23 protein-coding genes, 2 tRNA genes and 1 pseudogene are annotated in these 23853 nt (G+C 62.6%); 7 read left to right on the top strand and 19 right to left on the bottom strand.

The genetic code is table 11. From position 1 onward, the window contains the following. The 3 genes and pseudogenes from Q362_RS19355 to tadA all read right to left on the bottom strand — a co-directional run. Positions 1 to 233, bottom strand: a pseudogene (locus Q362_RS19355) (hypothetical protein); the annotation flags it as partial. 576 nt (positions 234 to 809) lie between these two features. After that, positions 810 to 895, bottom strand: a tRNA-Ser gene (locus tag Q362_RS0105920). 89 nt (positions 896 to 984) lie between these two features. After that, positions 985 to 1470 carry a tRNA adenosine(34) deaminase TadA gene (gene tadA, locus Q362_RS0105925; RefSeq protein ID WP_028317937.1) on the bottom strand — a complete coding sequence of 162 codons (486 nt, stop codon included), beginning with the start codon at positions 1468 to 1470 and terminating at the stop codon, positions 985 to 987. A gap of 114 nt (positions 1471 to 1584) precedes the next feature. On the opposite strand from tadA, the gene Q362_RS0105930 reads away from it, so the two are divergent. Continuing rightward, on the top strand, positions 1585 to 2964 hold the full coding sequence (locus Q362_RS0105930; protein WP_028317938.1) for a sigma-54 interaction domain-containing protein: 1380 nt from the start codon (positions 1585 to 1587) through the stop codon (positions 2962 to 2964). A 12-nt stretch (positions 2965 to 2976) separates the two neighbouring features. Here Q362_RS0105930 and nikR read toward each other — a convergent pair whose 3' ends face one another. Both nikR and Q362_RS0105940 read right to left on the bottom strand, forming a co-directional pair. Then, positions 2977 to 3387: a nickel-responsive transcriptional regulator NikR gene (gene nikR, locus Q362_RS0105935; RefSeq protein ID WP_028317939.1), complete on the bottom strand. Its 411-nt coding sequence runs from the start codon at positions 3385 to 3387 to the stop codon at positions 2977 to 2979. Positions 3388 to 3392: 5 nt separating this feature from the next. Further along, positions 3393 to 4814, bottom strand: a complete 1422-nt coding sequence (locus Q362_RS0105940; protein WP_028317940.1) for a M48 family metallopeptidase — start codon at positions 4812 to 4814, stop codon at positions 3393 to 3395. Between the two features lie 276 nt (positions 4815 to 5090). Here Q362_RS0105940 and Q362_RS0105945 point away from each other — a divergent pair, with 276 nt between their 5' ends. The 5 genes from Q362_RS0105945 (at position 5091) to Q362_RS0105965 (ending at position 9732) form a co-directional block, all read left to right on the top strand. Continuing rightward, on the top strand, positions 5091 to 6716 hold the full coding sequence (locus tag Q362_RS0105945; RefSeq protein ID WP_028317941.1) for an ABC transporter ATP-binding protein: 1626 nt from the start codon (positions 5091 to 5093) through the stop codon (positions 6714 to 6716). Positions 6717 to 6731: 15 nt separating this feature from the next. Beyond that, positions 6732 to 7082, top strand: a complete 351-nt coding sequence (locus Q362_RS0105950) for a DsrE family protein (RefSeq protein ID WP_028317942.1) — start codon at positions 6732 to 6734, stop codon at positions 7080 to 7082. A gap of 265 nt (positions 7083 to 7347) precedes the next feature. Next, positions 7348 to 7422, top strand: a tRNA-Val gene (locus tag Q362_RS0105955). Between the two features lie 254 nt (positions 7423 to 7676). Then, entirely contained in the window at positions 7677 to 9542 is a 1866-nt protein-coding gene (uvrC, locus tag Q362_RS0105960) for an excinuclease ABC subunit UvrC (protein ID WP_245590170.1), read from the top strand. Next, on the top strand, positions 9529 to 9732 hold the full coding sequence (locus tag Q362_RS0105965) for a (2Fe-2S)-binding protein (protein WP_051553775.1): 204 nt from the start codon (positions 9529 to 9531) through the stop codon (positions 9730 to 9732). Before uvrC ends, Q362_RS0105965 begins: the two co-directional genes overlap by 14 nt. Here Q362_RS0105965 and Q362_RS0105970 read toward each other — a convergent pair. The 7 genes from Q362_RS0105970 to Q362_RS0106000 all read right to left on the bottom strand — a co-directional run bounded on the left by Q362_RS0105970 (position 9712) and on the right by Q362_RS0106000 (position 15215). Continuing rightward, positions 9712 to 10512: a PilZ domain-containing protein gene (locus Q362_RS0105970; RefSeq protein ID WP_028317945.1), complete on the bottom strand. Its 801-nt coding sequence runs from the start codon at positions 10510 to 10512 to the stop codon at positions 9712 to 9714. The genes Q362_RS0105965 and Q362_RS0105970 overlap by 21 nt on opposite strands. A 271-nt stretch (positions 10513 to 10783) precedes the next feature. Continuing rightward, a complete protein-coding gene (locus tag Q362_RS0105975) occupies positions 10784 to 11437 on the bottom strand; it encodes a class I SAM-dependent DNA methyltransferase (protein ID WP_028317946.1) in 654 nt (217 codons plus the stop codon). A gap of 32 nt (positions 11438 to 11469) precedes the next feature. Further along, positions 11470 to 11853 carry a diacylglycerol kinase family protein gene (locus Q362_RS0105980; RefSeq protein ID WP_028317947.1) on the bottom strand — a complete coding sequence of 128 codons (384 nt, stop codon included), beginning with the start codon at positions 11851 to 11853 and terminating at the stop codon, positions 11470 to 11472. 1 nt (position 11854) lies between these two features. Next, complete coding sequence (locus Q362_RS0105985) at positions 11855 to 12928, bottom strand: alkene reductase (protein ID WP_028317948.1); 1074 nt, start codon at positions 12926 to 12928, stop codon at positions 11855 to 11857. A 98-nt stretch (positions 12929 to 13026) separates the two neighbouring features. Then, complete coding sequence (gene ppsR, locus Q362_RS0105990) at positions 13027 to 13878, bottom strand: pyruvate, phosphate dikinase/phosphoenolpyruvate synthase regulator (protein WP_028317949.1); 852 nt, start codon at positions 13876 to 13878, stop codon at positions 13027 to 13029. Beyond that, positions 13875 to 14135 carry a hypothetical protein gene (locus tag Q362_RS0105995; protein ID WP_028317950.1) on the bottom strand — a complete coding sequence of 87 codons (261 nt, stop codon included), beginning with the start codon at positions 14133 to 14135 and terminating at the stop codon, positions 13875 to 13877. Before Q362_RS0105995 ends, ppsR begins: the two co-directional genes overlap by 4 nt. Before the next feature lie 45 nt (positions 14136 to 14180). Then, positions 14181 to 15215, bottom strand: coding sequence for an NAD(P)/FAD-dependent oxidoreductase (locus Q362_RS0106000; protein WP_051553751.1), 1035 nt, complete (start codon positions 15213 to 15215; stop codon positions 14181 to 14183). Between the two features lie 334 nt (positions 15216 to 15549). Here Q362_RS0106000 and pepN point away from each other — a divergent pair, with 334 nt between their 5' ends. After that, on the top strand, positions 15550 to 18189 hold the full coding sequence (gene pepN, locus Q362_RS0106005) for an aminopeptidase N (protein ID WP_028317952.1): 2640 nt from the start codon (positions 15550 to 15552) through the stop codon (positions 18187 to 18189). Between the two features lie 60 nt (positions 18190 to 18249). Here pepN and Q362_RS22085 read toward each other — a convergent pair whose 3' ends face one another. From Q362_RS22085 to Q362_RS19370, 7 genes are all read right to left on the bottom strand, one after another. Further along, entirely contained in the window at positions 18250 to 19128 is an 879-nt protein-coding gene (locus Q362_RS22085) for a protoheme IX farnesyltransferase (protein WP_157469920.1), read from the bottom strand. A gap of 12 nt (positions 19129 to 19140) precedes the next feature. Further along, positions 19141 to 19737, bottom strand: a complete 597-nt coding sequence (gene coxB, locus Q362_RS0106015) for a cytochrome c oxidase subunit II (RefSeq protein WP_028317953.1) — start codon at positions 19735 to 19737, stop codon at positions 19141 to 19143. 18 nt (positions 19738 to 19755) lie between these two features. Beyond that, a complete protein-coding gene (locus tag Q362_RS0106020; RefSeq protein WP_028317954.1) occupies positions 19756 to 20040 on the bottom strand; it encodes a cytochrome C oxidase subunit IV family protein in 285 nt (94 codons plus the stop codon). Positions 20041 to 20054: 14 nt separating this feature from the next. Next, entirely contained in the window at positions 20055 to 20651 is a 597-nt protein-coding gene (locus tag Q362_RS0106025) for a cytochrome c oxidase subunit 3 family protein (protein ID WP_028317955.1), read from the bottom strand. A 62-nt stretch (positions 20652 to 20713) separates the two neighbouring features. Further along, positions 20714 to 22345 (bottom strand): cytochrome c oxidase subunit I, encoded by a 1632-nt coding sequence (locus tag Q362_RS0106030; RefSeq protein ID WP_084312358.1) that lies wholly within the window; start codon positions 22343 to 22345, stop codon positions 20714 to 20716. After that, positions 22342 to 23223 carry an SCO family protein gene (locus Q362_RS19365; protein ID WP_051553754.1) on the bottom strand — a complete coding sequence of 294 codons (882 nt, stop codon included), beginning with the start codon at positions 23221 to 23223 and terminating at the stop codon, positions 22342 to 22344. The genes Q362_RS0106030 and Q362_RS19365 overlap by 4 nt, the downstream gene beginning before the upstream one ends. After that, entirely contained in the window at positions 23220 to 23762 is a 543-nt protein-coding gene (locus Q362_RS19370) for a DOMON domain-containing protein (RefSeq protein ID WP_051553755.1), read from the bottom strand. Before Q362_RS19370 ends, Q362_RS19365 begins: the two co-directional genes overlap by 4 nt. Positions 23763 to 23853: the final 91 nt, after the last annotated feature.

Consider the following 23853-nt stretch of genomic DNA (forward strand, 5'->3'; position numbering starts at 1 on the left):
TGCAATCGGTGCATGGTCACTTGCAGTAAAGCCTGCTTGCGCCCGACCGGCGCCATGCGGAACCAGCGAATGGCCTGCCCCTTGAACTGGCAATACCGATGCCCGCAGGTTTGCCAGACAACATGACGGTTGGTTGTTTCAACAGAGAAGACAAGGGCATTGCCGAGGACGTGCGTGCTGCGATAGGAGACGCCTTTGATGCCAAAGGCATGATACAAAAGTGATTGTGACATGGCTGAGCTCCTTTTTGTTGTCGGGTTTGGTCACCAAACAACATCGCTCATGTCATGTCACTTTTCCATAACTCCTTCCGAGCCCAGGTACGCGTTTGCCGGATGAACCTTTTTTTTCACAAAGATCATGTTGTTTTGGCAATTGATTCGATTGGTTTTACACCCTCGCGCCGCTTCACTCTGCGCTCGAAGGCCTCTTTTTACTCTGTTTCCGCTCTCCGGACGCACTTCTCCACACCACATGGAACTTGTATTCCCATTTCGTGTGGTTTAAACATTATACGTTGTTCATGAAGCCTCCTTTTTCGTGACTTTGAGCGGTCCACGAGATTGGAGGCTTCTTTATTTTGCCGGAACCGTCAAACTGTTGTTGTCCCTCGGCAAAGCCGGGGGCTTACCTAAGGGAAATTAAAACATTATTGAACGTGTGAAGAACCAAGAAATCCGAAAGGAACTCGAGTTGCAACTCAAACCGCAACGCGGCAACCAATGATTTCACGGGGTTTCGAGAACAAACATGGAAACAAAAAGGGGCGGTTATCATCAAGACAACCACCCGATTTTGTTACTAAAAAATGGCGGAGAAGGTGAGATTCGAACTCACGGTACTTGCGTACACACGCGTTCCAGGCGTGCACCTTAAACCACTCGGTCACCTCTCCGTGATGAACGCGACCATTATAAGGTTGCCCGGCACAGCCGAACTTGGGAGCCTTTTCTATCCTGAGTCCCATTTTTTTACAACAGAAAATTAACGACGGTTTCGAAAAAACTCCTGTAAAACCCGGCCGCATTCCTCGGCACATACTCCGGCTGTGGTCACGAATTGATGATTGAGCAGACCATCGCCGCCGATGCGGTATTTGGACACCACCCCGCCCCCCTTGGGATCGAGTGCTCCGAACACCAAACGACCGATCCGCGCATGCACCAAGAGGGCAGCGCACATGGGGCACGGCTCCAAAGTCACATAGACCGTCACTCCAGGCAGCCGGTAATTGCCGACGACCTGGGCTGCCTGGCGCAATGCCCGCATCTCGGCATGGCCCGAAGGATCGGCGGCGGCGATGCAGTTGTTGCCCGATTCCGCCAGAATCGTTCCGTCGGCGGTGACCACCACCGCACCCACCGGCACCTCGCCCGCGTCGGCGGATCGACGGGCCTGGACAAGCGCCCGGGCCATCATCAGATAATCTTGTCCAGAGGGATTGCAGGAGCAGAAAGGTGATTGCAGCATCGCGTATCCGATAACAACTCGCCATACTTCCGGTTGCTTTTCCGGAAAGGCTGTTTATAATTACGAAAAAGATATTATAAACACCAAATCGAAACAGATATCCGAGGAAGGATCATGACCGAGAAAAAAGCCGCTCTTCTTGCCTATAAATGCCCTCCGGAGAGCAGGGTAAGCATCGAAACGGCCCTGGCAGGACATTTTGACCTCATCTTTCAACACGATCCCGCGATCTTTCAGACCGAAGTCAGCAAACGACCCTACGATATCATCTTCATGAATTACCATCCGGAGAACGGCAACAAATTTTACCTGTTGGAAAAGGTGCAGGAACAAACGCCGTTCACGCCGGTGATCATCACCTGCGAATCCGAGGATTCCGTCCACCTCGACAAACGGCTGGAGCCGATCGTCTTCGACATCCTCAGCCTGCCCCTTTCACCCGGCCGGGTGAAGCGGACCGTTCGTCAAGCCCTGGACAAGCGGCGGCAGGAAAACGAACTGGCCTATCTGCGCCGCACCCAGGACATCGTCTACAGCTTTGACCGCGTCATTGCCGAAAGCGACAGCTTCAAGGTGGTGATCACCAGCCTGAAAAAATTCGCAGCCACCGACGCCACCCTTCTGATCACGGGCAACACCGGCACGGGCAAGAGTTTCCTTTCCGGCACGGTCCACTACAATTCGCCTCGCCACGACCGCCCCTTCATCAAGATCAACTGCGCCAATATCCCGGAAACACTCCTTGAATCCGAGTTATTCGGCCACGAGAAAGGGGCTTTTACCGGCGCCGACAAGCAGCGCATTGGCCGCTTCGAACAGGCTGACGGTGGCACCATCTTCCTTGACGAGATCGGGGAAATCCCGCTGGAGATCCAGTCGAAGCTGCTCAGAGTGCTGGAGGACAAATCCTTCGAACGGGTGGGCGGCAACAAGACCATCAAGGTGGATGTGCGGCTCATCGCCGCCACCAACAAAGATTTGCCCGCTCTGATCGCCGCCGGCAAATTCAGAGAGGATCTTTACTACCGGATCAATGTCCTGCCGATCCATCTGCCTCCGCTCAAGGATCGGCCCCGTTGCCTGATCCCCCTGGCCCAGAACCTCCTGAAAAAATCGACCGCCTCCCTCAACAAGGGCACCATCACCGGCTTCACTCCCGAGGTTCTGGCGATGATGCAGGGCTACGATTGGCCGGGCAACATCCGGCAACTGGCCAATACCATCGAACGGGCGGTCATCCTCGAGGAAGAAGACTTGGTCGGGCTTTCCTCAATCCATATACCGGAACTGGGCCGGACCGCGGCCCCGCTGATCCAGGTGACCGAGCCGCTGGAGGTCCACGAGCGGGAACTCATCCTCAAGGCACTGACCGAAAACCTCTGGGTACAGAAGGATGCGGCCCGTTGTTTGGGGATCAGCCCCCGCGCCCTGAACTATAAAATCAAAAAATTCGGCATCACCCACCAGAACTGGCGCAAACACAAGAAAGAGTAGCGGCCGGCCGCCTCAGTGCAGGTGGCCGCCGGTGCTCGACATGGTGAGATTGCCGTTTTTCACCCCGCGCAGCGCAATCAGCTTCTCGGCCAGTTCGCGGACCTGCGAGGCGCGTCCCTTGACGATCGTCACCTCCAGGCAATTGTCGTGGTCCATGTGCACATGGGTGGTGGAGGTGATCTGATGGTGGTACTCGTGCTGCAACTCGGTGATCTTCTCCTGGAGCTGCGGCTGGTGATGGTTGTACACCAGGGTCACCACGCCGACCACCTCGCTGTCCTGTTCCCACTCCTCGTTCACCAGCACGTTTCTGATCAGATCGCGAATCGCCTCGGAACGGTTGGAGTATTTCCGACGGATGAGATACTCGTCAAACTGGTTGAGGAGTTTTTCATCCATCGAAACCGAAAATCGCATGAGCATGGCAATCAGATCTCCTTTTCCAGTTCCTTGAGTTTCTCGACGAGCGCCTTGGCCTCGGTCCGCAATTTCTCCGGCACGCTCATGTCCTTGGCGGCCCGGGTGAAATGCTGTTTGGCGAATTTTATCTTGCCCCGGTACAGATTGTATTTGCCCAGATAAAATCCACTCACCCCTTCCCTGCCGCGATTGGCCTCGATCCGCCCCAGATCGAAGTAGAGCTGCGGAAACTCGGGCATGAACATGGCCACCCGCTGGAGCAGCTGTTCCGCCCGTGGGTTGTTGCCCCGCATCAGCTCCATCTTGGCCAATTGATAGACACCGTAGACATCGTTCGGATCGCGTTTGAACGCCTGCTCCAGGATAGGCCTGGCTTCTTCGTAGCGGCCACCCTGGGTCAGGAGCACCGCCCTGTCGATCTCCAGGATATCCCGGCGCGGATACTGTTCCCGCACGGCGGCCAAATGACGGAGCGCCTGCTCGTAGTTGCGATCCTCAGCCTCTATCAAGGCCAGACCGTAGCGGGCCATGATCCGCTGCTCATTCGTCGTCGCCGAGGTCATGGCGGTAACGCAGTGCGTCCGCAGAGTGTCGAGATCCATGGACTGGACCAACACCCGATACTTGAAGCGGAGAAAATCGAAGTTGTCGGTTGTGACATAGTTCCTGTCGGTGGCCTTCTGCCGCTCCAGCTCCAGCAGCGACTGGACATAACCCAACCGGGCTTCGGGGTTGGGGTGGGTCAGGAGATACTGGGGCACCTCGCTGCCGATATGGTAGCGCGTGACACGTCGCATGCTCTTGAGCATCTGCTCCATGGCCGTGGGATCGCGGCGCATCTGCTGCATCCAGCCGAAGGACAGCCGGTCGGCCTGCTCTTCATCTTCGCGGCTGTACTGCAGGTTGGCCGCCTGCCCCGCCGCCAGCGAGCCCGTCAGCAGTCCCTGCGACAGACCGGGAACTCCCAGGGCGAGGCCGGCGATGCCGGCGAGCAGCGACAGGGCGCTGATCTTGGTTCCCTTGTCGAGCCGCTGGGCAATGTGGCGGCTGACCACGTGGCCGATTTCATGGGCGAGAACGCTGAGCAGTTGATCCTCGGTGCTCATCGCCTCGATCAGGCCGGTATAAAAGAAGACCAGCCCGGCCGGCGCGGCGAAGGCGTTGAACTGATCGCTCTTGACCACAAAAAAACGGTAGTCGAAATGCTGGGGCCCCACGGTCTCCAACACTTTCCTGCCCAACCCGTTGATGTACTGGCTGATATCCGGATCGTCGAGGACCGGGAATTCCTTGCGCACCGAAAAAAGCAGATACTCGCCGATCTTACGCTCCTCGCCGATGCTCAGGGCGAAAACGTGCACCGGAAATGCCAATTGGAGCAGGAGAACGAAGGTGGCAAGCCAGCGAGAAGCACGGAGTTTTCTGATCATGGGAAAAATGCCCGGTGAAGTGCACGAATCCGGCCAAGGCCCCGACGAGCCGGCCGCACTGCCAGCAAGGTAATGCGTTCAACCGCTGACCGCAACGAGAAGACATAACTTTGCCCCGGCCACGGCACTGCGGCGAAGGCGATGCGGTCATGTTCCATTCCGCGCGGGTCATCCGCCAAACCATTGCCGCAACGGGCAACGGCGGCATCTTCCTGTTGCCCTGCGGCCGTCCCTCGGGTAGGGTAGCGCATTCCCTCACCGTCGTCTTCGCATCCTATGATTTCATTGCTCAGCATCGACCATTTTTCCCTCGCCTTTCGCGATGCCGAGGGCCACCTGACTCCGGTCCTGGACCGGATCGATCTCCGTATCGCCGAGGGGAAAACCCACGCCCTGGTCGGGGAATCGGGTTCCGGCAAGTCGGTCACCGCCCTTTCCGTGCTCCGCCTGCTGGAGGAGACCAACGACATCCAGACCAGCGGCGCCATCCACTTCGAGGGCCGGGATCTGACCCAACTGGACAAGCGAGCGATCCGGGCCATCCGCGGCAACCGCATCGCCATGATCTTCCAGGAGCCGATGACGGCGCTCAACCCGGTGTACACCATCGGCGACCAGTTGATGGAACCGCTGCTGCTCCACCAGCGCCTCGGCAAAAGCGAAGCCCATGACCGCGCCCTGCACCTGCTGGAACGTACCGGCATCGACAACCCGCAGGGCCGCATCGATTGCTATCCCCACCAGTTGTCCGGCGGCCAGCGCCAGCGGGTGATCATCGCCATGGCCCTGGCCTGCAGGCCGAAACTTCTCATCGCCGACGAGCCGACCACGGCGCTGGACGTGACCATCCAGAATCAGATTCTCGATCTTATTCAAGACATTCAAGAAGAATACGGGATGGCGGTCCTGCTCATCACCCACGACCTGCCCATGGTCCGCAAGGTCGCCGACACGGTCTCGATCATGCATGGCGGCCGGATCGTCGAGCAGGGGCCGGCGGCCGAACTGTTCGCCAATCCCCGCGAGGCGTACACCCGCCGTCTGCTGGCCGCCGTGCCCGACGGCGTGCAGCCGACCCGGCCGGGCGGCGCCAAGCTGATCGAGCTGATTGACATCACCTGCGCCTTCCCCCTGAAAATGAACTGGAGCGACTGGCTGCGACGGCGGCCCCGGCCGGCGTTCAAGGCCGTGGACAAGGTCAGCCTGAGCCTGCGCGCCGGCACCACCCTGGGCGTGGTCGGCGAATCGGGTTCGGGCAAATCGACCCTGGCCCTCTGCCTGCTCGGGCTCATCCGTTACGACGGCAACGTGTTCTATTTTCCCGAACCCGGCACCAGCCACTGCCTGTCGACCCTGCGCGGCAGCCGGTTCCGCCCCCTGCGCAAGGAGCTGCAGATCGTCTTCCAGGACCCCTTCTCCTCGCTGTCGCCCCGTATGACCGTCGAGCAGATCATCGCCGAGGGCCTGGAAGTGCACGGCCTCGGCGGCAGCAAGGACGAGCGGCGGCTTCTGGTTGCCCAGGCCCTGCGCGACGTCGAACTCGACCCGGCCCTGGCCGGTCGGTTTCCGCACGAGTTTTCCGGCGGCCAGCGCCAGCGCATCGCCATCGCCCGCGCCATCATCCTCCGGCCCAAGCTGCTCATTCTGGACGAACCCACCAGCGCCCTGGATATGACCATCCAGAAACAGGTGCTCGAATTGTTGCAGCGGTTGCAGGACCGCTACCAACTGACCTACATCTTCATCACCCACGACCTGCGCACCGTGCGCTCGCTGGCCGACCAGCTGGCCGTGATGCAGCGGGGGCGCATCGTCGAAAGCGGCCCGGCCGCCGCCCTGTTCGCCAACCCGCAGCAGGAGTACACCCAACGGCTTTTCGCCGCCGCCTTCCACCGAACCTGAACCATGGAGCAGAATATGATCTATCGCGCCGTCTTTCATGTCGACCTCGATGAGGTCAAACCGCTGACAATCGCCTTGGCCAATGTGGGCAACCTGCTGCGTGCCATTCCGGAAAAGCATTACGATCTGGTCATCCTGGTCAACGGCCCGGCGGTCACGCTGCTCCAGTCCGAGCGGTGCGCCCCTTACCGCGAAGAGATCTGGCAATTGCAGCAGGCCAGGGTAGCCTTCAAGGTCTGCCGCAACGCCCTCAACCGCTTCAATGTCGATCCGGACAGCCTGGTCGAGGGCTGCGAGATTGTCCCGGCCGGAATCGTGGCCTTGATTGAATTGCAGCAGGACGGCTACGCCTATATCAAACCCTGAAGGCGTTTTCTTTTTTGTTTTGTTGCGGTGGTTAAAACGGTTGGACAGCCCTGCGCTCGGGCTGGTTGCCGCCCTCGTGCAGTCCTTTCCGCCAGAAGCGGCGACGGCCGGGGGCCTCCCCAGGCGGAAATGTTTTCCTTTCAGACAGGATTTCAGCACGTTCTTCCCGGATCAACCGGCAACCTTCCGGATATTGTCTCTCCCTTGACCCAAAAAACGCTTGCTTTAACTCACCATTTTTTTATATAGTGCCAACTCGTTTACAGGGCGATTAACTCAGCGGGAGAGTGCCACCTTCACACGGTGGAAGTCACAGGTTCAAATCCTGTATCGCCCACCACATGACTGTCCAAGGGTTCTTGATTATTCAAGAACCCTTTTGTTTTTCAGGAAGAGGGAGAGCGACGGGCGAGGACCTTGCCTGGAGCAGAGAAAAGCCCCTGTTCCTTTCGACACCTTTCATTTCTGCCTCATTTTATGGTGTACTTTTGCCGTCCTGCTGCCTAGTTTTTAAGGGAACACCGTGGCTGCCGACACACCTCATCGTTCATGCGACCATCCGATAATACACAAAAATAGAACAAAGAAAATCATTTGGTTCCGTCAGCATCACCCCCAGAGCAAGCCGACGCGGCCGAGCCTGCCCCCCTGTCGGCCGCCTTTCTCGCCACCGTCAGCCACGGGCCGGGCGTCTACCTGATGCTCGGCAAGCGGCAGGTCCTCTACGTGGGCAAGGCCCGCGACCTGCGCAAGCGGCTGAGCCAGTACGCCCACTTCGCCGGCCCCGCCTACTCCAAGACCGCAGTCATGCTCAGCCATGTCCAGCGGGTGGAAACCATCCTCACCACCACCGAAAAAGAGGCGCTCATCCTCGAGGCCTCGCTGATCAAGCAGCATCGGCCGCGCTACAACGTCATTCTCCGCGACGACAAGAACTATCCGCTGATCAAGGTCACCGTCCGCGATCCCTGGCCACGGGTCACGGTCACCCGCAAGCGGCTGCGCGACGGCAACCGCTACTTCGGCCCCTATGCCTCGACCACGGCCATGCGTGCCACCCTGCAACTGCTCCACGGCCAGTTTCCTCTGCGCCGCTGCGCCACGGTGCGGGAACGGCCGCGGCCCTGCCTCAACTATCAGATGGGCCGCTGTCTCGCGCCCTGCGCCGGCAAGGTGCAACCGGAGGTTTATCAGGCCATGGTGCGGGATGTGCTGCTGATCCTGGAAGGCAAGACCGGCGAGGTCGTCAGGGAACTGACCGCGAGGATGGAGCAGGCGGCCACGAACCTGGCCTTCGAACAGGCCGCCGCGCTGCGCGACCAGATCCAGGCGCTGACCCGGACCATCGAACACCAGGCCGTGGCAGCCGAGCATCACCTCGATCAGGACGTGTTCGGCATCCATCGTCAGGACGCCGCAGTCGGCATTGCCCTGCTCTTTGTCCGCGGCGGCATGATCACCGGCGCCCAGTCCTTTTTCCTGGCCGACCCCCTGGGGGAAGACGACAGCCTGCTCGCCCAGACCATCCTGCAATACTACTCGTCCGAGCGCCAGCCGCCGCGGGAGGTGCTGCTGCCCTTTGCCGTTGAGGATCAGGACCTGCTGACGGAACGGCTGGCCGAACTGCGCGAGGGGCCGGTGGCCATCGTGTCGCCGCAGCGGGGCAAGCGGATGCAGTTGATGCGGATGGCTGCCGCCAATGCCGCCCAGGTCCTCGAAGAACGGACCAAGAAAGAACATTCCTGGGACGCGCTGGCCGCCTCGCTCCAGGCCAGGCTGCGGCTGATCAACCGGCCGGAGCGCATCGAATGTCTCGATATCTCCAATCTTCTGGGAAAACAGGCGGTCGGCTCCCTAGTCTGTTTCGTGCACGGCGAGAAGGCGGCCAACCTCTACCGGCATTACCGGATCCGGTCGCAGGACACCCCCGACGATTACGCCATGATGCGCGAGGTGCTGGAACGACGGATCAGCAAGGGCGTGGAAGAAGACAACCTGCCCGACATGTTGCTGCTCGATGGCGGCAAGGGGCAGTTGCAGGTGGCGGTGGATGTGTTGGGGCGCTTCGATTGCCTTGAGCGTATCGATCTGGTGGCCATTGCCAAGGAAAAGGCGGACGAAGGCGAAAAACTCTTCCGGCCGGGCCGCAAGAATCCCGTGCTGCTGCCGGCGCACGCCCCGACCCTGCTCTATCTGATGCGCATCCGCGACGAGGCCCACCGCTTCGGCATCACCTTCCACCGGAAACTGCGCGGCAAGGCGCAGTTGCGCTCCCGCCTCGACGCCATCGAAGGGATCGGGCCGAAACGAAAACGACTCCTGCTCCAGGCCCTGGGAAGCGTCAAACGCATCACCGAGGCCACCGTCGGGGAGTTGGCCGCTATCCCCGGCATCGGCCCGGAACTGGCCCGGCAGATTCACGGACAGTTGCGCGGGGAGGATGGGCGTGCAGCCGGATGAACGGCCCATGGCCGCCCTCAAGGCCGGGTGCATCTGCAAGGGCGTCAAGCTGATCCGGCTGATCGAGGCCATCGACAACGGCGCCGCCAGCTTTGCCGAGGTCGCCACCGTCACCGGTATCGGCGGCGGCCCGTGCAAAGGCAAAAGATGCGGGAAAAAGGTGCGGGAACTACTGGCGCAACGCCGATAAGACCGCGCCGTCCAGCGTGTCCGTGCTCCGGCGTTCCGCGGCCTTGCTGGCCTCTTTGGGAGGAAAAACGGACGCCTTGCTCACTTCGCCGGCGAGCCGCTTGTAGAGCCGGTCCCTGTGCTCCTCGTCGAGGTCGAGGAATTGGACGGCGAACTGGCCATTTCTTTCCTCACTGCGGACCACCCGCGCCCGCATCTGAAACCGTTCGTCCGGGTTCTCCTGCGGACCGAATTCGATGGTGATCCCGAGTTCGTCGTCCACGGCGGGCGGCGCCGACCGGGATTGGATGTCGCAGCCGCTGACCGAGATGTCGATCACGCTGCCGATATTCGTCTGCCCGTTTCGCTCATACTGGATCGGCATGGTGCTGAGCGAAAAGCGGAGGCCGTCTCTTTGCGCCAGTTCTTCGAGTTTTTGCTCCGCCTCTTCCCTGCTTTCGGCGTAAAGCGCGCGATAGCAATGAATTTGTTCCGAAAAATTGATAAGTTGCTTGAAACTGACATTGTCGTCTCTGATGATCCGCACAATGGCGCCAACCTGATGGCCGATCAGGAAATCAATGATTTTCTTGTAGATCGGCAGCCCGGTGATATAGAGAAGGTTGCAATCCGAGACATCGCTCACCACGTTGAATCCCTTTTTCAGGTCGGCAACGCAGAAACGGACGTCCGTGTAGAGTTTTTCCAGGGTTTTGGCGTCGATGGTGCCTGAAATGACGACATGCAGCCTGTTTTTTTTGATGTCCGCCGTTGCCTTGACCCGCCGCTGCCCGTTCGCCATGCCCCACCGAGGTTGAGTGTCCGGAGAATCGATCCGTGCCGTGGCGAAGGGATTTGCCATGGCGAGGGTATTGTATATGACCCGCCGCACGGCTGTCAAAAACGAACGACGCCGGCACCCTGCACATCACGTTTTCCTAACATTCCCGTGCACCCGGCACCGGGGTGGGGCCTTCGGCTCGCCATCGCCGCGGCAGCCATTGCCCGCCGACGGCGGCCCTCCACGACACCCTCCGCGCCAACCCGCAGAGCGTCATCCGGCCGCCTGCCCTTTAACGGGAGGGAACTTCGGGCGGCTCTTTCCTGGCTGTCAGCAGAAAAACGGAAAAACGCCGGCTGGTGCCGTCGCCGGCCGGCTTAGCGATTTCGGCGGCGGTCAGGTCGCGCACCCCGGTGAAGCCGGCAGCCTCGAGCATGGCCTGCAGCGCGGTCCGGTCGAAGCCAAAATGGAAGACGCCGGTGTTGTCCTCGTGGAACAGGCCGCCATCCAGGTCGAGATCGGCCAGACCCACCATGCCGCCGGGCATAAGCGCGTTATGGAATTGGGCGAGCAACGGCTCGATCTCCCGGACATGGTGCAGGGTCATGCTGCTGACGATGCGATGATACTTGCCCTTCAGGGTGTCGCCCTGCTCCAGATCCAGGTTCATGGAGCAGACATTGCCCAGGTCGGCGGCAGCGATCTTGGCGTTGAGCACGTCGAGCATGCCCCGGGAGCTGTCGGCGCCGACGATGGTTCTGACCAGCGGTTGCAGCCGCAGGGTCAAGAGGCCGGTGCCGCAGCCGAAATCCAGGAGGTTCATCGCATCAGTGAGGGCCAACTCGCGGATGAGGGCGTCGGCCACCTCGTTGGCCAGCCGTACCCGCTGCGGTTTTTCGTCCCAGTTGGCGGCGGCGGTGTCGAAATCTTTTCGTTGCGTGTTCATTGGTGCAGGGATGGTAGAGGTTCAAACGGAATTCAGGCAAAAAGCCGGGGCAGGAAAACAAGAAGGCCGATGGCGACCGCGGCCAGGGCCGCGGCCAGCACGCCGAAGGCGGCCACATCCTTGGCCCGGCCGATGCGGGGCCGCTCCTCCGGGGAGACCTCGTCGGCCAGCAACTCGATGGCGGTATTGACCGCCTCCAGGGCCCAGACCATGCCGATGGCAAGCAGCACCAGGGCCCATTCCGCAGACCGGAGGCGGCAGACCGTGCCGGCGATGACCACCGCCACGGTGGCTGCGGCATGGATGCGGGCGTTGTGCTGGCTACCGAGCAGCACCCGCAAGCCGGCCAGGGCGTAGCGGAAACTTTGCAGCCGCGCCCGCCACGAAAAGGGCGTATGGCCGTTTTGCTCCGCCATGTCAGGTGGTCGTCATGAAGGGATAGTCGGTGTATCCCGCCGGCCCCGGCTTATAGAAGGTGGACGGGTTCGGCGTGTTGAGCGGGGCGCCGGCCCTGATCCGCTCGGGCAGATCGGGATTGGCGATGTAGGCGGTGCCGAAGGCCACGGCATCGCACTGGCCGGCAGCGATGGCCGCCTCGGCCTCGGCGGCGGTATAGTGCAGGTTGGCGATCAGCACACCCTGGTAGCGCTGGCGAAACGGGGTCAGCACGTCGCCCTGCACCTCGCCCAGGACGTCACCGCGGATCAGATGGACATAGGCCAGGTTGCAGGCGTTGAGCCGCTCGGCCAGCCAGCGGGCCAGCCCGATCGGGTCGCTGTCGCCCATGGAGTTGAAGCTGGAGAGGGGCGACAGCCGCAGACCCACGCGCTCGCTGCCCCAGACCACGCCTACCGCCGCCAGCACCTCCAAAAGCAGGCGGGCCCGGTTTTCGACGGGGCCACCATAGGGGCCGGTGCGCCGGTTGCAGCCGTCGCGCAGGAACTGGTCGATGAGGTAGCCGTTGGCGCCGTGGATCTCGATGCCGTCGAATCCGGCGGCCAGGGCGTTGGCCGCCGCCTGCCCGAACAGGGCGACGATGGCGGGCAGCTCGTCGTCGTGCAGGACGCGCGGTACCACGTAGTTCGCCTTACCCTCCGGGGTGTGGGTGATGTCGTTGGTGATGGCGATGGCGCTGGCCGACACCGGCTCGATGTCGCCATTGATCAGGGGATGGCAGGCCCGGCCGCCGTGCCAGAGCTGCAGAAAGATGCGGCCACCCCTGGCGTGCACCGCCTCGGTCACCCGCCGCCAGCCGTCGATCTGCGCCGCACTGTAGATGCCCGGCTCGGTCTGGAAGGCCGACTGCCCCGCCTGCACCATGGTGGCCTCGGCGATGATCAGGCCGGCCGAGGCCCGCTGGGCGTAGTGCTCGGCCATCAGTTGAGTGGGCACATGGTCGCGGTCCGCCCGGCAGCGGGTGAGCGGCGCCATGCAGATGCGGTTGGGCAGGGTCAGGGAGCCGAGCTGAAGCGGCCGGAACAGGTGATCCATACGAAATCCTCCTTGCAACTGCGGTGGGGCGATGCGTTTTGACCGGACGAACACGACACCTCTTCGTCGAAGCGGCGAACGCCGAGATCCGGTGGCGGTCAGACCATATCCCGGTGGCGCGTGCGGCCGCGCTTTCCGGTGAGTCCGATGGCCTGAATCGCCTGCACCGCGATCTCCTCGATGGAGCGCCCCTCGACGTTGAGTACCTTGAGATTGTGGCGCAGGTAAAGCTGTTTGGCCTGCTGCAGTTCCCTGGTGCAGGTGGCCAGGCTGGCATAGGTGGAGCCGGCGTACCGTTTTTCCCGGATGTTGTGCAGGTAGTTCGGCGAACAGGTCAGGCCGACTGCCCGCTTGCGGTTGCGGATAATCTCCCTGGGCAGTTCGTGCCGGTCGAGATGGTCGGCGGTCAGGGGAAAGTTGGCGGCCTTGAGTTCCATGTGGGTGGCCAGGTAGATGGAAACCGGCGTCTTGCCCGAACGGGACACGCCGATGAGGATGATCTCGGCCTCGTCGTATTCCGCCGGCCTGGTGCCGTCGTCGTGCTCCAGGGAAAAATGGATGGCATCGACCCGCTTGTCCATCCTGGAGATGGTGAAGTGGCGGGAATAGCCGGGTTCGCGCCGGGCCTTGATGTGCAGCGCCTTTTCCAGCAACTCCAGGGTGTTGAGAAAAATGTCGAAGAATTTCACCTCCGGGCAGTCGAACACGTTCCTGGTCTCCTGATCCATGATGGTGCAGAAAACCAGCGGCCGGCTGCCTTCCGACTGTTGCAGGATATGGGCCAGGGCCTTGCGGGCGTCGTCCGGGGTGTGGATAAAGGGGATCTTCTCCTCGCGGAAGCGGATGCCCTGGAACTGGGCCAGCAGGGCCTTGCCCATGTCCTCGGCGAGGATGGCGGTAGAGCCGGACACATAGTAGACATCCTGGATGGCGGGCGCGGTGTCGTTCATTTTCGTTTATGACAGAAAAGGCAGCGGTAGGGAGGCGGATGGTCGGCGGGAAGCTGCGCCTGCTTGCCGGGGGCGTGGCAGTCTTCGCACAACCGTTCCGCCTCTTTCTTGTCCATGGTCATGAAGCGTTCGTGATTCTGGTCGTGGGGCAACGGTTTGGTGGTCTCGGGGGGCGCATCGAGGAGAAAGCCCAGGATCGCGATTCCGACGACGATGAACAGGCCGTTGGCGAGTAGTTTTTTTTGTTGGGTAGTCATAGAGTCCGTTGAGCAAAAGGAGCGCGGGCAGCCGGGAAGGTTTCCCTAGTCTGCCATTTCCAGCAGGTGAAAATCAATGACTTTTGTGCGCAGGAGCAGCGCCGTGATCTCCATCAGCAGCCGGCGCAACCGGCGGTGGTTGACCGCCAGGGCCGTCAGCCGGCGGTGCTGGCGGTGGCGGGCGGCGAGCCGCGCCAACTCGTCGCCGGGATGAGCGGGATCGAGGATCATCCGCGCCACCGCCTGCCCGGAAACCAGGGCGGGATAGATACCCTCGCCGGTAAGGCCCGAGGCCAGGCCGGCGGCATCCCCGACCAGCCAGGCGCGGTCGAAACGGACGCCCCGATAGTCGTAATTGACCAGCCCGGCGCGGATGGTCCGGGGGTCGAGGCGGAACCCCTGCGCCGCCGCCCACCGGAGCAGCCGCTCCTTCAACTCCCGGCCGGAAAACAGGCGAATGTCGCCGTACGCGCCGATGGAGAGCGTCTCCCGGTGGGGAAAAATCCAGCCGTAGCCAGCCCCGAACAGACGGGCATCCAGGTGCCATTCCATGCGGGTGTGGCTACCGGGATGGAGGCAGTTGAGGCCGATGCCCATGGCAGCGGTTGGCAGTCCAAGAAAGCGGCGCACCAGACTGGTGGAGCCGTCCGCCCCCACCAGATGCCCGCAGGCGATAGCGGACCGGCGGCCGGAGACCGCCTCCAGAGTGGCGCCATGCGCCTCCAGGCGCACAATCCGGGTACCGGCGAGCACCTCGACCCCGGCGGCCAGCGCCCGTTCGGCCATCCATTGGCCGAGCCGTTCGCGGTTGACCGTGGCCACGATCGGGTCCGGTTCGGCCACCACCACCCGCTGCCACGGCGTGCGGATGTCCTGCTCGGGAAAGGCCCGCTCGATCAGGGCAGCCGGCACATGCCTGAGCAGGCCGTGCCAGGTCAGGCCGCCGGCGCACACCTTGGGTCCAGGCACCGGCTTGCGCTCGGCCACCACCACCTTGGCGCCCTGCTCCGCCAGCAGGGTCGCGCAGGCCAGGCCGCCGGGCCCGCCGCCGATCACCAGCACATCGGCCCGTTCAGCCACGATTGCAGCCCTCCGGACCGCGGCCAAACGCTGCCCGCCTGCCGCCGGCACACGACGGTGTCTGTCGCCAACGAGCGAATGCGCGCCTTCTCCTTGCTTTCATCGGATCTTTACGCTAGCCTTGCAAAACCCTCGGGTCGGGCCGGTTGAGAAAAAAACCGCACCGGATGCCGTTGGCAGGGCCGGTTTCGACCGGCGCACCATACCACAAACGCCGGCATCCGGAAATCCGTAAACGAAAGCCGCCATATTCCGCAGTCCGGCCCGATACCGCGAACTTCTGTTTTATTGTGCCGCAATCGCCCCCATCCCACTCTCCCCAGGAGGTTGCCCCGTGACAGCCCATAAAAAGGAAACGTTTCTTAAAGATTATACGCCGCCCGCCTACCTGGTCGACCGCATCGACCTGCGGGTGGAACTCGATCCGCACGCCACCCGCGTCCGGGCGACCCTCTCCTGCCGGGCCAACACCACCACAAAACAGCCGCTGGTGCTCAACGGCGAGCGGCTGGAGCTGGTGTGGGTGGAACTGGACGGCGCCCTGCTCGCAGATAGCCGGTACACCTTTGCCGACGGCCTGCTCACCATCCCCGAACCGCCCGAGCAACCCTTTGCGGTGACCGTCGAAACCCGGATCAACCCGGCCGGCAACACCGCCCTGGAAGGATTGTACCTGTCCTCGGGCAACTACTGCACCCAGTGCGAGGCCGAGGGCTTCCGCACCATCACCTGCTTTCCCGACCGGCCCGACGTGATGAGCGTGTTCACCACCACGGTGATCGGCGACAGAACCGCCTGCCCGGTCCTGCTCGCCAACGGCAACCTGATCGCAGCCGGCGACCTGAAGGACGGCCGCCACTACGCCACCTGGCACGATCCCTTTCCCAAGCCCTGCTACCTCTTCGCCCTGGTGGCCGGCAACCTGGTGCACATCGCCGATACCTTCACCACCCGCTCCGGCCGCACCGTCGACCTGCGCATCTATGTCGAGGAGCGCAACCGCGACAAATGCGGCCATGCCATGCGCTCCCTGCAAAAGGCCATGCGCTGGGACGAGGAGCGGTTCGGCCGCGAATACGACCTCGACACCTTCATGATCGTGGCGGTCGACGACTTCAACATGGGCGCCATGGAGAACAAGGGGCTGAACGTGTTCAACTCCAAATACGTGCTCGCCCTGCCCGAAACCGCCACCGACATCGACTACGAGGGCATCGAGGGGGTCATCGCCCACGAATACTTCCACAACTGGACCGGCAACCGCATCACCTGCCGCGACTGGTTCCAGTTGAGCCTCAAGGAAGGGCTGACCGTGTTCCGCGACCAGGAATTCACCGCCGACATGATCTCCCGCCCGGTCAAGCGCATCCAGGACGCCAACATCATCCGCTCCTTCCAGTTCCGCGAGGACGCGGGCCCCATGGCCCACCCGGTGCGGCCGCCCTCGTTCGTCGAGATCAACAATTTTTACACGCTCACGGTCTACAACAAAGGTGCCGAGGTGATCCGCATGCTCCACACCCTGCTGGGGCCGCAGACCTTCCGCCGGGGCATGGATCTCTACTTCGAGCGGCACGACGGCCAGGCCGTGACCTGCGACGATTTCGTCGCAGCCATGGAGGCGGCCTGGGGCAGGAGCCTCGATCAATTCAAGCGCTGGTACAGCCAGGCCGGCACGCCGGAGTTGACTGTGCGGGCCGACTACGACCAGACCGCCCAACAACTCGTCCTGGAGGTGGAACAGACCTGCCCGCCCACCAGGGAAGCGGCGGCAAAAGAACCCTTTACCATGCCCCTGGCCGTGGGCCTGCTCGACGAGGCGGGCAAGCCACTGGCCATCGGCGATGGGGCCGATCCGACCACCAGGGTGCTCATCCTCTCGGAGCGGCGGCAGCGGTTCGTGCTGGAGGGCATCGCCAGCCGGCCGACCGTGTCCTTTCTCCGCAACTTTTCCGCGCCGGTCAAGGTGGTGTTCGAGCAGACCGACGAGGAACTGAGCCGCCTGATGGCGCACGACCCCGATCCGTTCAACCGCTGGGACGCCGGCCAGAAACTGAGTTTGCGCCACCTGCTGGCCCAGATCGACTGCTACCGGCGCGGCGAGGCCGTCGCAATCGACGAACGGCTGCTGCACGGGCTGCGCAACCTGCTCTCCGACCGCGATTCCGACCCGGCCTTTCTCGCCATGGCCCTGATCCTGCCCACCGAGAACTGGATCGGCCAGCAGATGGCCACCATCGACCCGGTGGCCGTTTTCGCGGCCCGCCAGCAATTCCGGGCCCTGATCGGCCGCAACCTGCGCGAGGAGCTGCTGATACGCTACCACAGCCTGCGCGTTGCGGGCCCTTACCGGTATAACGCCGCCGACGCCGGCAAACGAGCCCTGCGCAACGGCTGCCTCGCCTATCTGCTGACCCCGGACCTGGACGGGCGCCTCGATCTGGACCTGCTCGACCTCGGCGTGCAGCAGTACCGGACCAGCGACAACATGACCGACGGCATCTCCGCCCTGACCTGCGTGGTCAACGCCGATCTCGCCACGGGCACCGAACTGCTCGCCGATTTCCACACCCGATGGCGCCACGACCCCCTGGTGGTCGACAAATGGCTCATCCTCCAGGCCGGCTGCACCCTGCCCGGCACCCTGGAGCGGGTGCGCAAGCTGACGGTCCACCCGAGTTTCACCCACAAGAACCCCAACAAGGTCCGCGCCCTGATCGCGACCTTCTGCGCCACCAACCACAGCCAGTTCCATGCCGCCGACGGCGCCGGCTACATTTTCCTGGCCGATCAGGTCCTGCTGCTCGATCCGCTCAACCCGCAGATCGCCGCCCGCATGCTCACGCCGCTCACCCAGTGGCGGCGCTACGATGCCGGCCGCCAGGCATTGATGCAACGGCAGCTCGAACGGATCGGCGCCGTGCGTTCGTTGTCCGACGACGTCCGGGAGGTTGTCGAGAAATCGCTGGAGTGAGCTGAAAGCGGCTGTGTTTGCGCCCGGTTGCGAAACAAACGATTGCCGCCCCGCCGCCGGTCAACCCGCGGCAAGGAGCTGCACCAGGGCCACGACGAGCAGGGCGGAAAAAAAGACGCCGTTGAACAGCCACAACGGCAGGCGGTCGTCGGCCTGCGTCCTGAGGAGCCGTTGCCCCAGGAAGAGAACCAGAAATACGGCCATGCCCGCCAGGGTCAGACGCGAACCCGGCTGGAGCAGGTCGCGGTCCAGGGCCAGGGTCATGGCCACCACCGCCAGGGCACCGACCCAGACCAGGGTGATGTTCTTCAGCAGCGATTCGGAAAAGAGCCGGATCAGGGACGGTTGCGCCACGGCGCGATAATCGTCCCGGTGACGCAGCAGAATCAGGCAGTAGTGCGGAATCTGCCAGAGAAAGAAGAGGGCGAACAGCAGCCAGGGACGAAGGTCGGCCAGGCCGCCGCCGGCCGCGGTCCAGCCGATGAGCGGCGGCAGGCCGCCCGCCAGGCCGCCGGGGACGAGCGCGAATACCGAAACCTGTTTGAGGGGGGTGTACAGGCCGTTGTAGAGGCACACGGCGGCCAGCCCCAACAGCGGCGGTAGCCGGCTGGGGTTGCCGGCAAAAAGGATGCCCAGGCCGAGCGCCACGAGCGTAGCGCTGAGCGCCAGGGCATGGCCCCGACGGACCAGGCCGGTCGCCACGGGCCGGTCGCAGGTGCGGCGGTAGAGGCGATCCATCCGCGCCTCCTGCACGCTGTTGAGCCCGGCGCAGCCGCAGGCCAACAGCAGCACGCCGGCGACGACGCCCCCCAAAGCCGCATCGGGCATCGGCCTTTGAAGGATGAAGCCGAAGCCGGCCGACAGCGCGATCGGCAGGCAGCGGTTCAGCTTGATCACCCGACTCCAAACCCGCAGGGTGCCGGCCAGGTTCCGTCTCACCAAAGCGCCGGCCTATTCCCCTTCCTGTTCCAGCCAGGCGTCATACTCCGTGCGCGGCACCACCTTGAGCGTGGCCAGCATCTTCGCATGGTCGATCCCGCAGTATTCGGCGCACAGAATGGTGAATTCCCCCGGATCGCCGCTCCTGAACCAGACATAGGTGGGCAGCCCCTTCACCGCATCGGCCTTGACCCGGAAGGCCGGCAGATAGAAGCTGTGAATCACGTCCAGCGACTCGATGTTCAGCTTGATCGGGGTGTGTTCCGGCACCACCAGCAGGTTCTCCGATTCCTTGTCGTTGCCGTAGACAAAAATCCAGGAAAACATCTGGGCCAGCACCTGGATCTCGACCGATCCGGCCGGCACGGTGCGCAGGCCGGTGTAGGATTTCCAGCCGACCGCGAACATGGACAGGGCGATGACGGTCGGGATGACGGTCCACAGCAGTTCGAGCCGCCAGTTGCCGCGGATGTCGGCCGGCTGGGGGTGGCGACTGCGGCGGTAGCGGACGACGAAATAGATCATGACCAGCGTGATGCCGGTCAGAAAAATGGCGGAAACGACGAGAATGTACCAGAAGGCCCGATCTATGCCGACGACAGGATCCATTGTTTCGTTCCTTGACGGTTAGCGGAATGCCACATCCCAGAAGGTGAAGCCGATCATGATCGCCAGAAAGCAGATCGTCCCAATGAAAGAGACGCGGATGGCCCGGCCCTCGTATCTGAGATGCATGAAGTACAGCAGCACGAGCGAGACCTTGGTGCTGGCGATGGCCAGGGTCAGCGGCACGTTGAACCGCCCCAGGTCGACATAGCTCACCGCGACGGTGATGCCGGTGAGCACCAGCAGGGCCACCAGGACCAGGGCCAGGGTGGCATAGGAGGAAAGATGCTGTTCGCCGGAATCCATCGTTGGCTCCTTGTTCACAGGATCAGGTAGAAAAGCGGAAAAACGAAGATCCAGATCAGATCGACCAGGTGCCAATACAGGCCCGAATTTTCCAGGATCGCATACCGGTCCGCCGTTGCCCGCCGCCGCTGTACCAGCACGAAACTGATGGCGAGCAGGGTCATGCCGATGAGCACGTGCAGGCCATGGAGGCCGGTGATGACGTAATACAGGCCGAAAAAGATGTTTTTGCCGGGCGGAGCGCCGGCCAGGGCCGGAGAACTGGGGTAGAGGCCCATGGCGAACTTGTGGCCCCATTCGAAGTACTTGTTCACCAGAAAGATGGTGCCGCAGCAGAAAGAGACGGCGAGCAGCCCCAGGCACAGCCGGCGCATCCCCTGCCTGAGCGCCGTGAGCGACGCGGCCACGGTGAAGCTGGACACCAGGAGGAGGACCGTGTTGACCGCGCCGATCACCCGGTCCAGCTCTTTGCCGTACTCGGCGAAGGCCCGGGGATATTCGTGAAAGTAGGCGGCGTAGAGGACGAACAGTCCGCCAAAGAGAATGATCTCGGTGTAGAGGAACAGCCACATGCCGATGCGGCCGCCGATCTGGTCACACCCGCCGGTCATGGCGCTCCCGTCCCTGTGCCTGATTGTGCGGAACATGCGGACTCAACGGCATTTCGTGCCCCTCACGAACGCGGGGCTTTGCGCAGGATTTCCGTGAAATCATACGGATACTCTTGAATGCTCGGTTGAAGAGGGAAGTTGTGCAGGGGCGGCGGCGACGGCACCGTCCATTCCAGCGTGCAACCGCCCCAGGGGTTGGCCGGGGCCGGGACGCGGCTGCGGAAACTCAGCAGCAGGTTGACGAACATCAGGACAATGCCGGCAACGAGCAGGATGGCGCCGACGGCGGCCAGGCCGTTGCCGTGGGCGAATTGCGGCAGATAATCGTAGTAGCGCCGGGGCATGCCCATGAGGCCGAGAACGAACATCGGCACGTAATGGAAGAGAAAGCCCACCGTGGCCAGGGTGGCGGCGATGTACGCCCGGCGGAAATTGTACATAAGGCCGAACATCTTCGGCCACCAGTAATGCAGGGCGGCGAAGAAGGCGAAGCCGGTGCCGCCGAACATGGTGAAATGGAAGTGGGCGACCACGAAATGGGTGTCATGGACGTGGATGTTGGTGCCGGCCGCGCCGAGCACGAGCCCGGTCAGGCCGCCGACCGAGAACAGGTAGATGAAGACCAGGGCATAGAGCAGCGGCGGGCTCATGTCGATCGAGGCCTTGTACAGGGTGGAAACCCAGGAAAACACCTTGACCGCGGTCGGGATGGCCACCAGGAAGGTGAGCAGGGAAAAGACGAAGATGGCGGTGTCGCTCATGCCGCTGGTGTACATGTGGTGCGCCCAGACCAGCGAACCGGCGATGGCGATGCCCATGGAGGAGAAGACGATCGCCTTGTAGCCGAAAATGGCCTTGCGGGAAAAGGTGGGGATGATCTCCGAGACCACGCCCATGCCGGGCAGGATCATGACATAGACCGCCGGGTGCGAATACATCCAGAACAGGTGCTGATAGAGGATCGGATCGCCGCCCCGGGCCGGATCAAACAGGCCGATATTGAGCAGCCGTTCGGCGATGACCAAGAGCAGCGTGATGGAAATGACCGGCGTGGCCAAAAGCTGCACCCAGGCCGTGGCGTACAGCGACCAGGTGAAGAGCGGGATCTGCATCCAGCCCATATCCGGGGCGCGTTTGCGGTGCACGGTGGTGATGAAGTTGAGCCCGGTCAGCATCGAGGACATGCCGAGGACAAAGGCGGCGAACACCGTTAAGGGGACGTTGTGCTTGGTGCCGATACTGAAGGGCACATAAAAGGTCCAGCCGGTATCGGGGAAGCCGCCGGCGGTGAACAGGGAGACGATGGCCAGCACGCCGCCCAGGATGTACAGGTACCACGAGAACAGGTTCAGCCGGGGAAAGAAAACGTCGTCGGTCCCCAACTGGATCGGCAGGAAGAAGTTGCCGAAGATCGCCGGGATGCCGGGGATGACGAACAGGAAGATCATGATCACCCCGTGCAGGGTGAAGGCGGAATTATAGACGCCCGCCGACATGATCGTCCGGCCCATGGTCATCAGCTCGATCCGGATCAGCAAGCCGATGATCATGGCGACGGCGAACCAGAACAGGACCGCCCACAGATACATCAGGCCCAGCCGTTTGTGGTCGTGGGTCAGGAGCCAGGCCCTGATGCCCGTCAGGCCGGCGGGGGCCGGCGTTTCGAAAAAAGAAGGTATGGTCGCCATGGTCATGGGCCGAACTTCGGCCGGTCGGATGGTTTTCTGCGCAGAAACAGGGCAAGGCCGATCCCGCCGGCAACGAGCAGCACGCCGCTGCCAATTTTCAGCACGTTCAGGATCTGCTGGTTCTGCCTGGGATTGGCGGGAAAGCAGAAGGCCAGCAGGCGCCGGATGGAACTGGCCGGGGTGCCCTTCGCCGCCTCGGCCAGGGCCAGGTCGACGTCGCCGGCGATGAAGGAGCCGTACACGTACTTGATAATCCGCCCTTCCCTGTCGAGGGCGACGAGCACCGAGGGATGAACGAAGGTGCCGTCCTCCTTTTTCTGGAAGACAAAACCGATGGCACGGGTGAGCTGCGCGATGGCGTCGTGGTCGCCGGTGAGGAAGGCCCAGGCGTCCTGGGGAAAATCCTTGGCCAGCAGCGCGGTGTAATTGGGCCGGGCTTCGGCGGCTATCGCCGGGGTTTCCTCGGCATCGAAGCTCAGGCTGATCGCCCGGAAACTGCCGATATCGTGCCCACTACGGCGGATGGCTTCGGCCAGGTTGGCCAGCTCAAACGAGCACCCGGTCGGGCAGCGGTAATAGATGGGCAACAGCAGGGTCGGCCGGTCGACGAGTTGCCGCAGGCTGACCTGTTCGCCCTGTTCGTTGCGGAACACCAGATCAAGCGGCACGAACTCGCCGGTCTTCTCATCCACCCCCAGGGCCTTGCTCTCCTGCCCCGGCGGCGGTGCCGCGGTCCGGTCCGTGCCGGCGCGCTCCTGCGTCCGGTCCGGAGGGGCATGGTGATCCTCATGCCCCCCCGGACCGTGTCCCGCCGCCATCACCGGCCATACCAGCAGGAAGGCCAGCAGAAGCGCTGTCTGGCGAACAGGGCGCAACCGGTTCATTTCATGGCGCCGCTGGCCAGGTTGATGGTGACGGTCTTGGCGAACTGGTGCTTGAGCTTGGTGGAATCCCGGTCAGGACCGTAGGCGAGCATCACCTTGGTGTCGGCGTTGGGGTCGATGACGCCGTCGTTGGGGTCGCCGCTTTTCAGGGGAATGGAGAATTCCAGGGTGGTGGTGTTGCCGGTCTCGCTGCCGCCGACCACGGTGACGTTGTCCGTGCCCTCCCGCTTGGTATCCGGAGAGTGCTGGGTGGGCTGGGTGCCGACATCATCCGAAATCTCGACCTTGCCGTCCTTGACATAGCCGATGACGATGTTGGCGTCCTTCATTATGTCGGTGGGATTGAAGCCGACGGCCACCCAGCCGATGGTGGGAGCGGACACTTTGACGGCCAGGTTGTCGCCGGCCACACTCCAGGCAAAGGTCATCTGGTCGACGGCCAGCGAATGCTGATAGTCGGCGGCATACGGATTGCCTGCGAGCAGCAGCGGCAGGCTCGCGCCGCACAGCAGGGCGCATGCGGATTTGATCAATGACATGGGACACCTCCTTGGCATGATGGATGAAGAGGACAGCAAAACCTGATTGCCTTGCCTTGGGCCGCCCTTCCGGAGCAGTCGCCTCCACCCC

Source organism: Desulfobulbus elongatus DSM 2908, from assembly GCF_000621145.1.
In the GTDB taxonomy this organism is placed as follows: Bacteria; Desulfobacterota; Desulfobulbia; order Desulfobulbales; family Desulfobulbaceae; genus Desulfobulbus; species Desulfobulbus elongatus.

What these genes read in the sequence shown, in the direction of transcription:
- Q362_RS0105930 (WP_028317938.1), top strand. Translation starts at nt 1,585, where the DNA reads ATGACCGAGAAAAAAGCCGCTCTTCTTGCCTATAAATGCCCTCCGGAG.
- Q362_RS0106020 (WP_028317954.1), bottom strand. Translation starts at nt 20,040, where the DNA reads ATGGATTCCGGCGAACAGCATCTTTCCTCCTATGCCACCCTGGCCCTG.
- coxB (WP_028317953.1), bottom strand. Translation starts at nt 19,737, where the DNA reads ATGGATCCTGTCGTCGGCATAGATCGGGCCTTCTGGTACATTCTCGTC.
- Q362_RS0105980 (WP_028317947.1), bottom strand. Translation starts at nt 11,853, where the DNA reads ATGGCGGAGCAAAACGGCCATACGCCCTTTTCGTGGCGGGCGCGGCTG.
- Q362_RS0105970 (WP_028317945.1), bottom strand. Translation starts at nt 10,512, where the DNA reads ATGGCGAACGGGCAGCGGCGGGTCAAGGCAACGGCGGACATCAAAAAA.
- Q362_RS0105975 (WP_028317946.1), bottom strand. Translation starts at nt 11,437, where the DNA reads ATGAACACGCAACGAAAAGATTTCGACACCGCCGCCGCCAACTGGGAC.
- Q362_RS0105995 (WP_028317950.1), bottom strand. Translation starts at nt 14,135, where the DNA reads ATGACTACCCAACAAAAAAAACTACTCGCCAACGGCCTGTTCATCGTC.
- Q362_RS0105940 (WP_028317940.1), bottom strand. Translation starts at nt 4,814, where the DNA reads ATGATCAGAAAACTCCGTGCTTCTCGCTGGCTTGCCACCTTCGTTCTC.
- Q362_RS0106030 (WP_084312358.1), bottom strand. Translation starts at nt 22,345, where the DNA reads ATGACCATGGCGACCATACCTTCTTTTTTCGAAACGCCGGCCCCCGCC.
- Q362_RS19370 (WP_051553755.1), bottom strand. Translation starts at nt 23,762, where the DNA reads ATGTCATTGATCAAATCCGCATGCGCCCTGCTGTGCGGCGCGAGCCTG.
- Q362_RS0106025 (WP_028317955.1), bottom strand. Translation starts at nt 20,651, where the DNA reads ATGACCGGCGGGTGTGACCAGATCGGCGGCCGCATCGGCATGTGGCTG.
- Q362_RS0105985 (WP_028317948.1), bottom strand. Translation starts at nt 12,928, where the DNA reads ATGGATCACCTGTTCCGGCCGCTTCAGCTCGGCTCCCTGACCCTGCCC.
- nikR (WP_028317939.1), bottom strand. Translation starts at nt 3,387, where the DNA reads ATGCTCATGCGATTTTCGGTTTCGATGGATGAAAAACTCCTCAACCAG.
- Q362_RS0105950 (WP_028317942.1), top strand. Translation starts at nt 6,732, where the DNA reads ATGATCTATCGCGCCGTCTTTCATGTCGACCTCGATGAGGTCAAACCG.
- Q362_RS0105945 (WP_028317941.1), top strand. Translation starts at nt 5,091, where the DNA reads ATGATTTCATTGCTCAGCATCGACCATTTTTCCCTCGCCTTTCGCGAT.
- tadA (WP_028317937.1), bottom strand. Translation starts at nt 1,470, where the DNA reads ATGCTGCAATCACCTTTCTGCTCCTGCAATCCCTCTGGACAAGATTAT.
- Q362_RS19365 (WP_051553754.1), bottom strand. Translation starts at nt 23,223, where the DNA reads ATGAACCGGTTGCGCCCTGTTCGCCAGACAGCGCTTCTGCTGGCCTTC.
- ppsR (WP_028317949.1), bottom strand. Translation starts at nt 13,878, where the DNA reads ATGAACGACACCGCGCCCGCCATCCAGGATGTCTACTATGTGTCCGGC.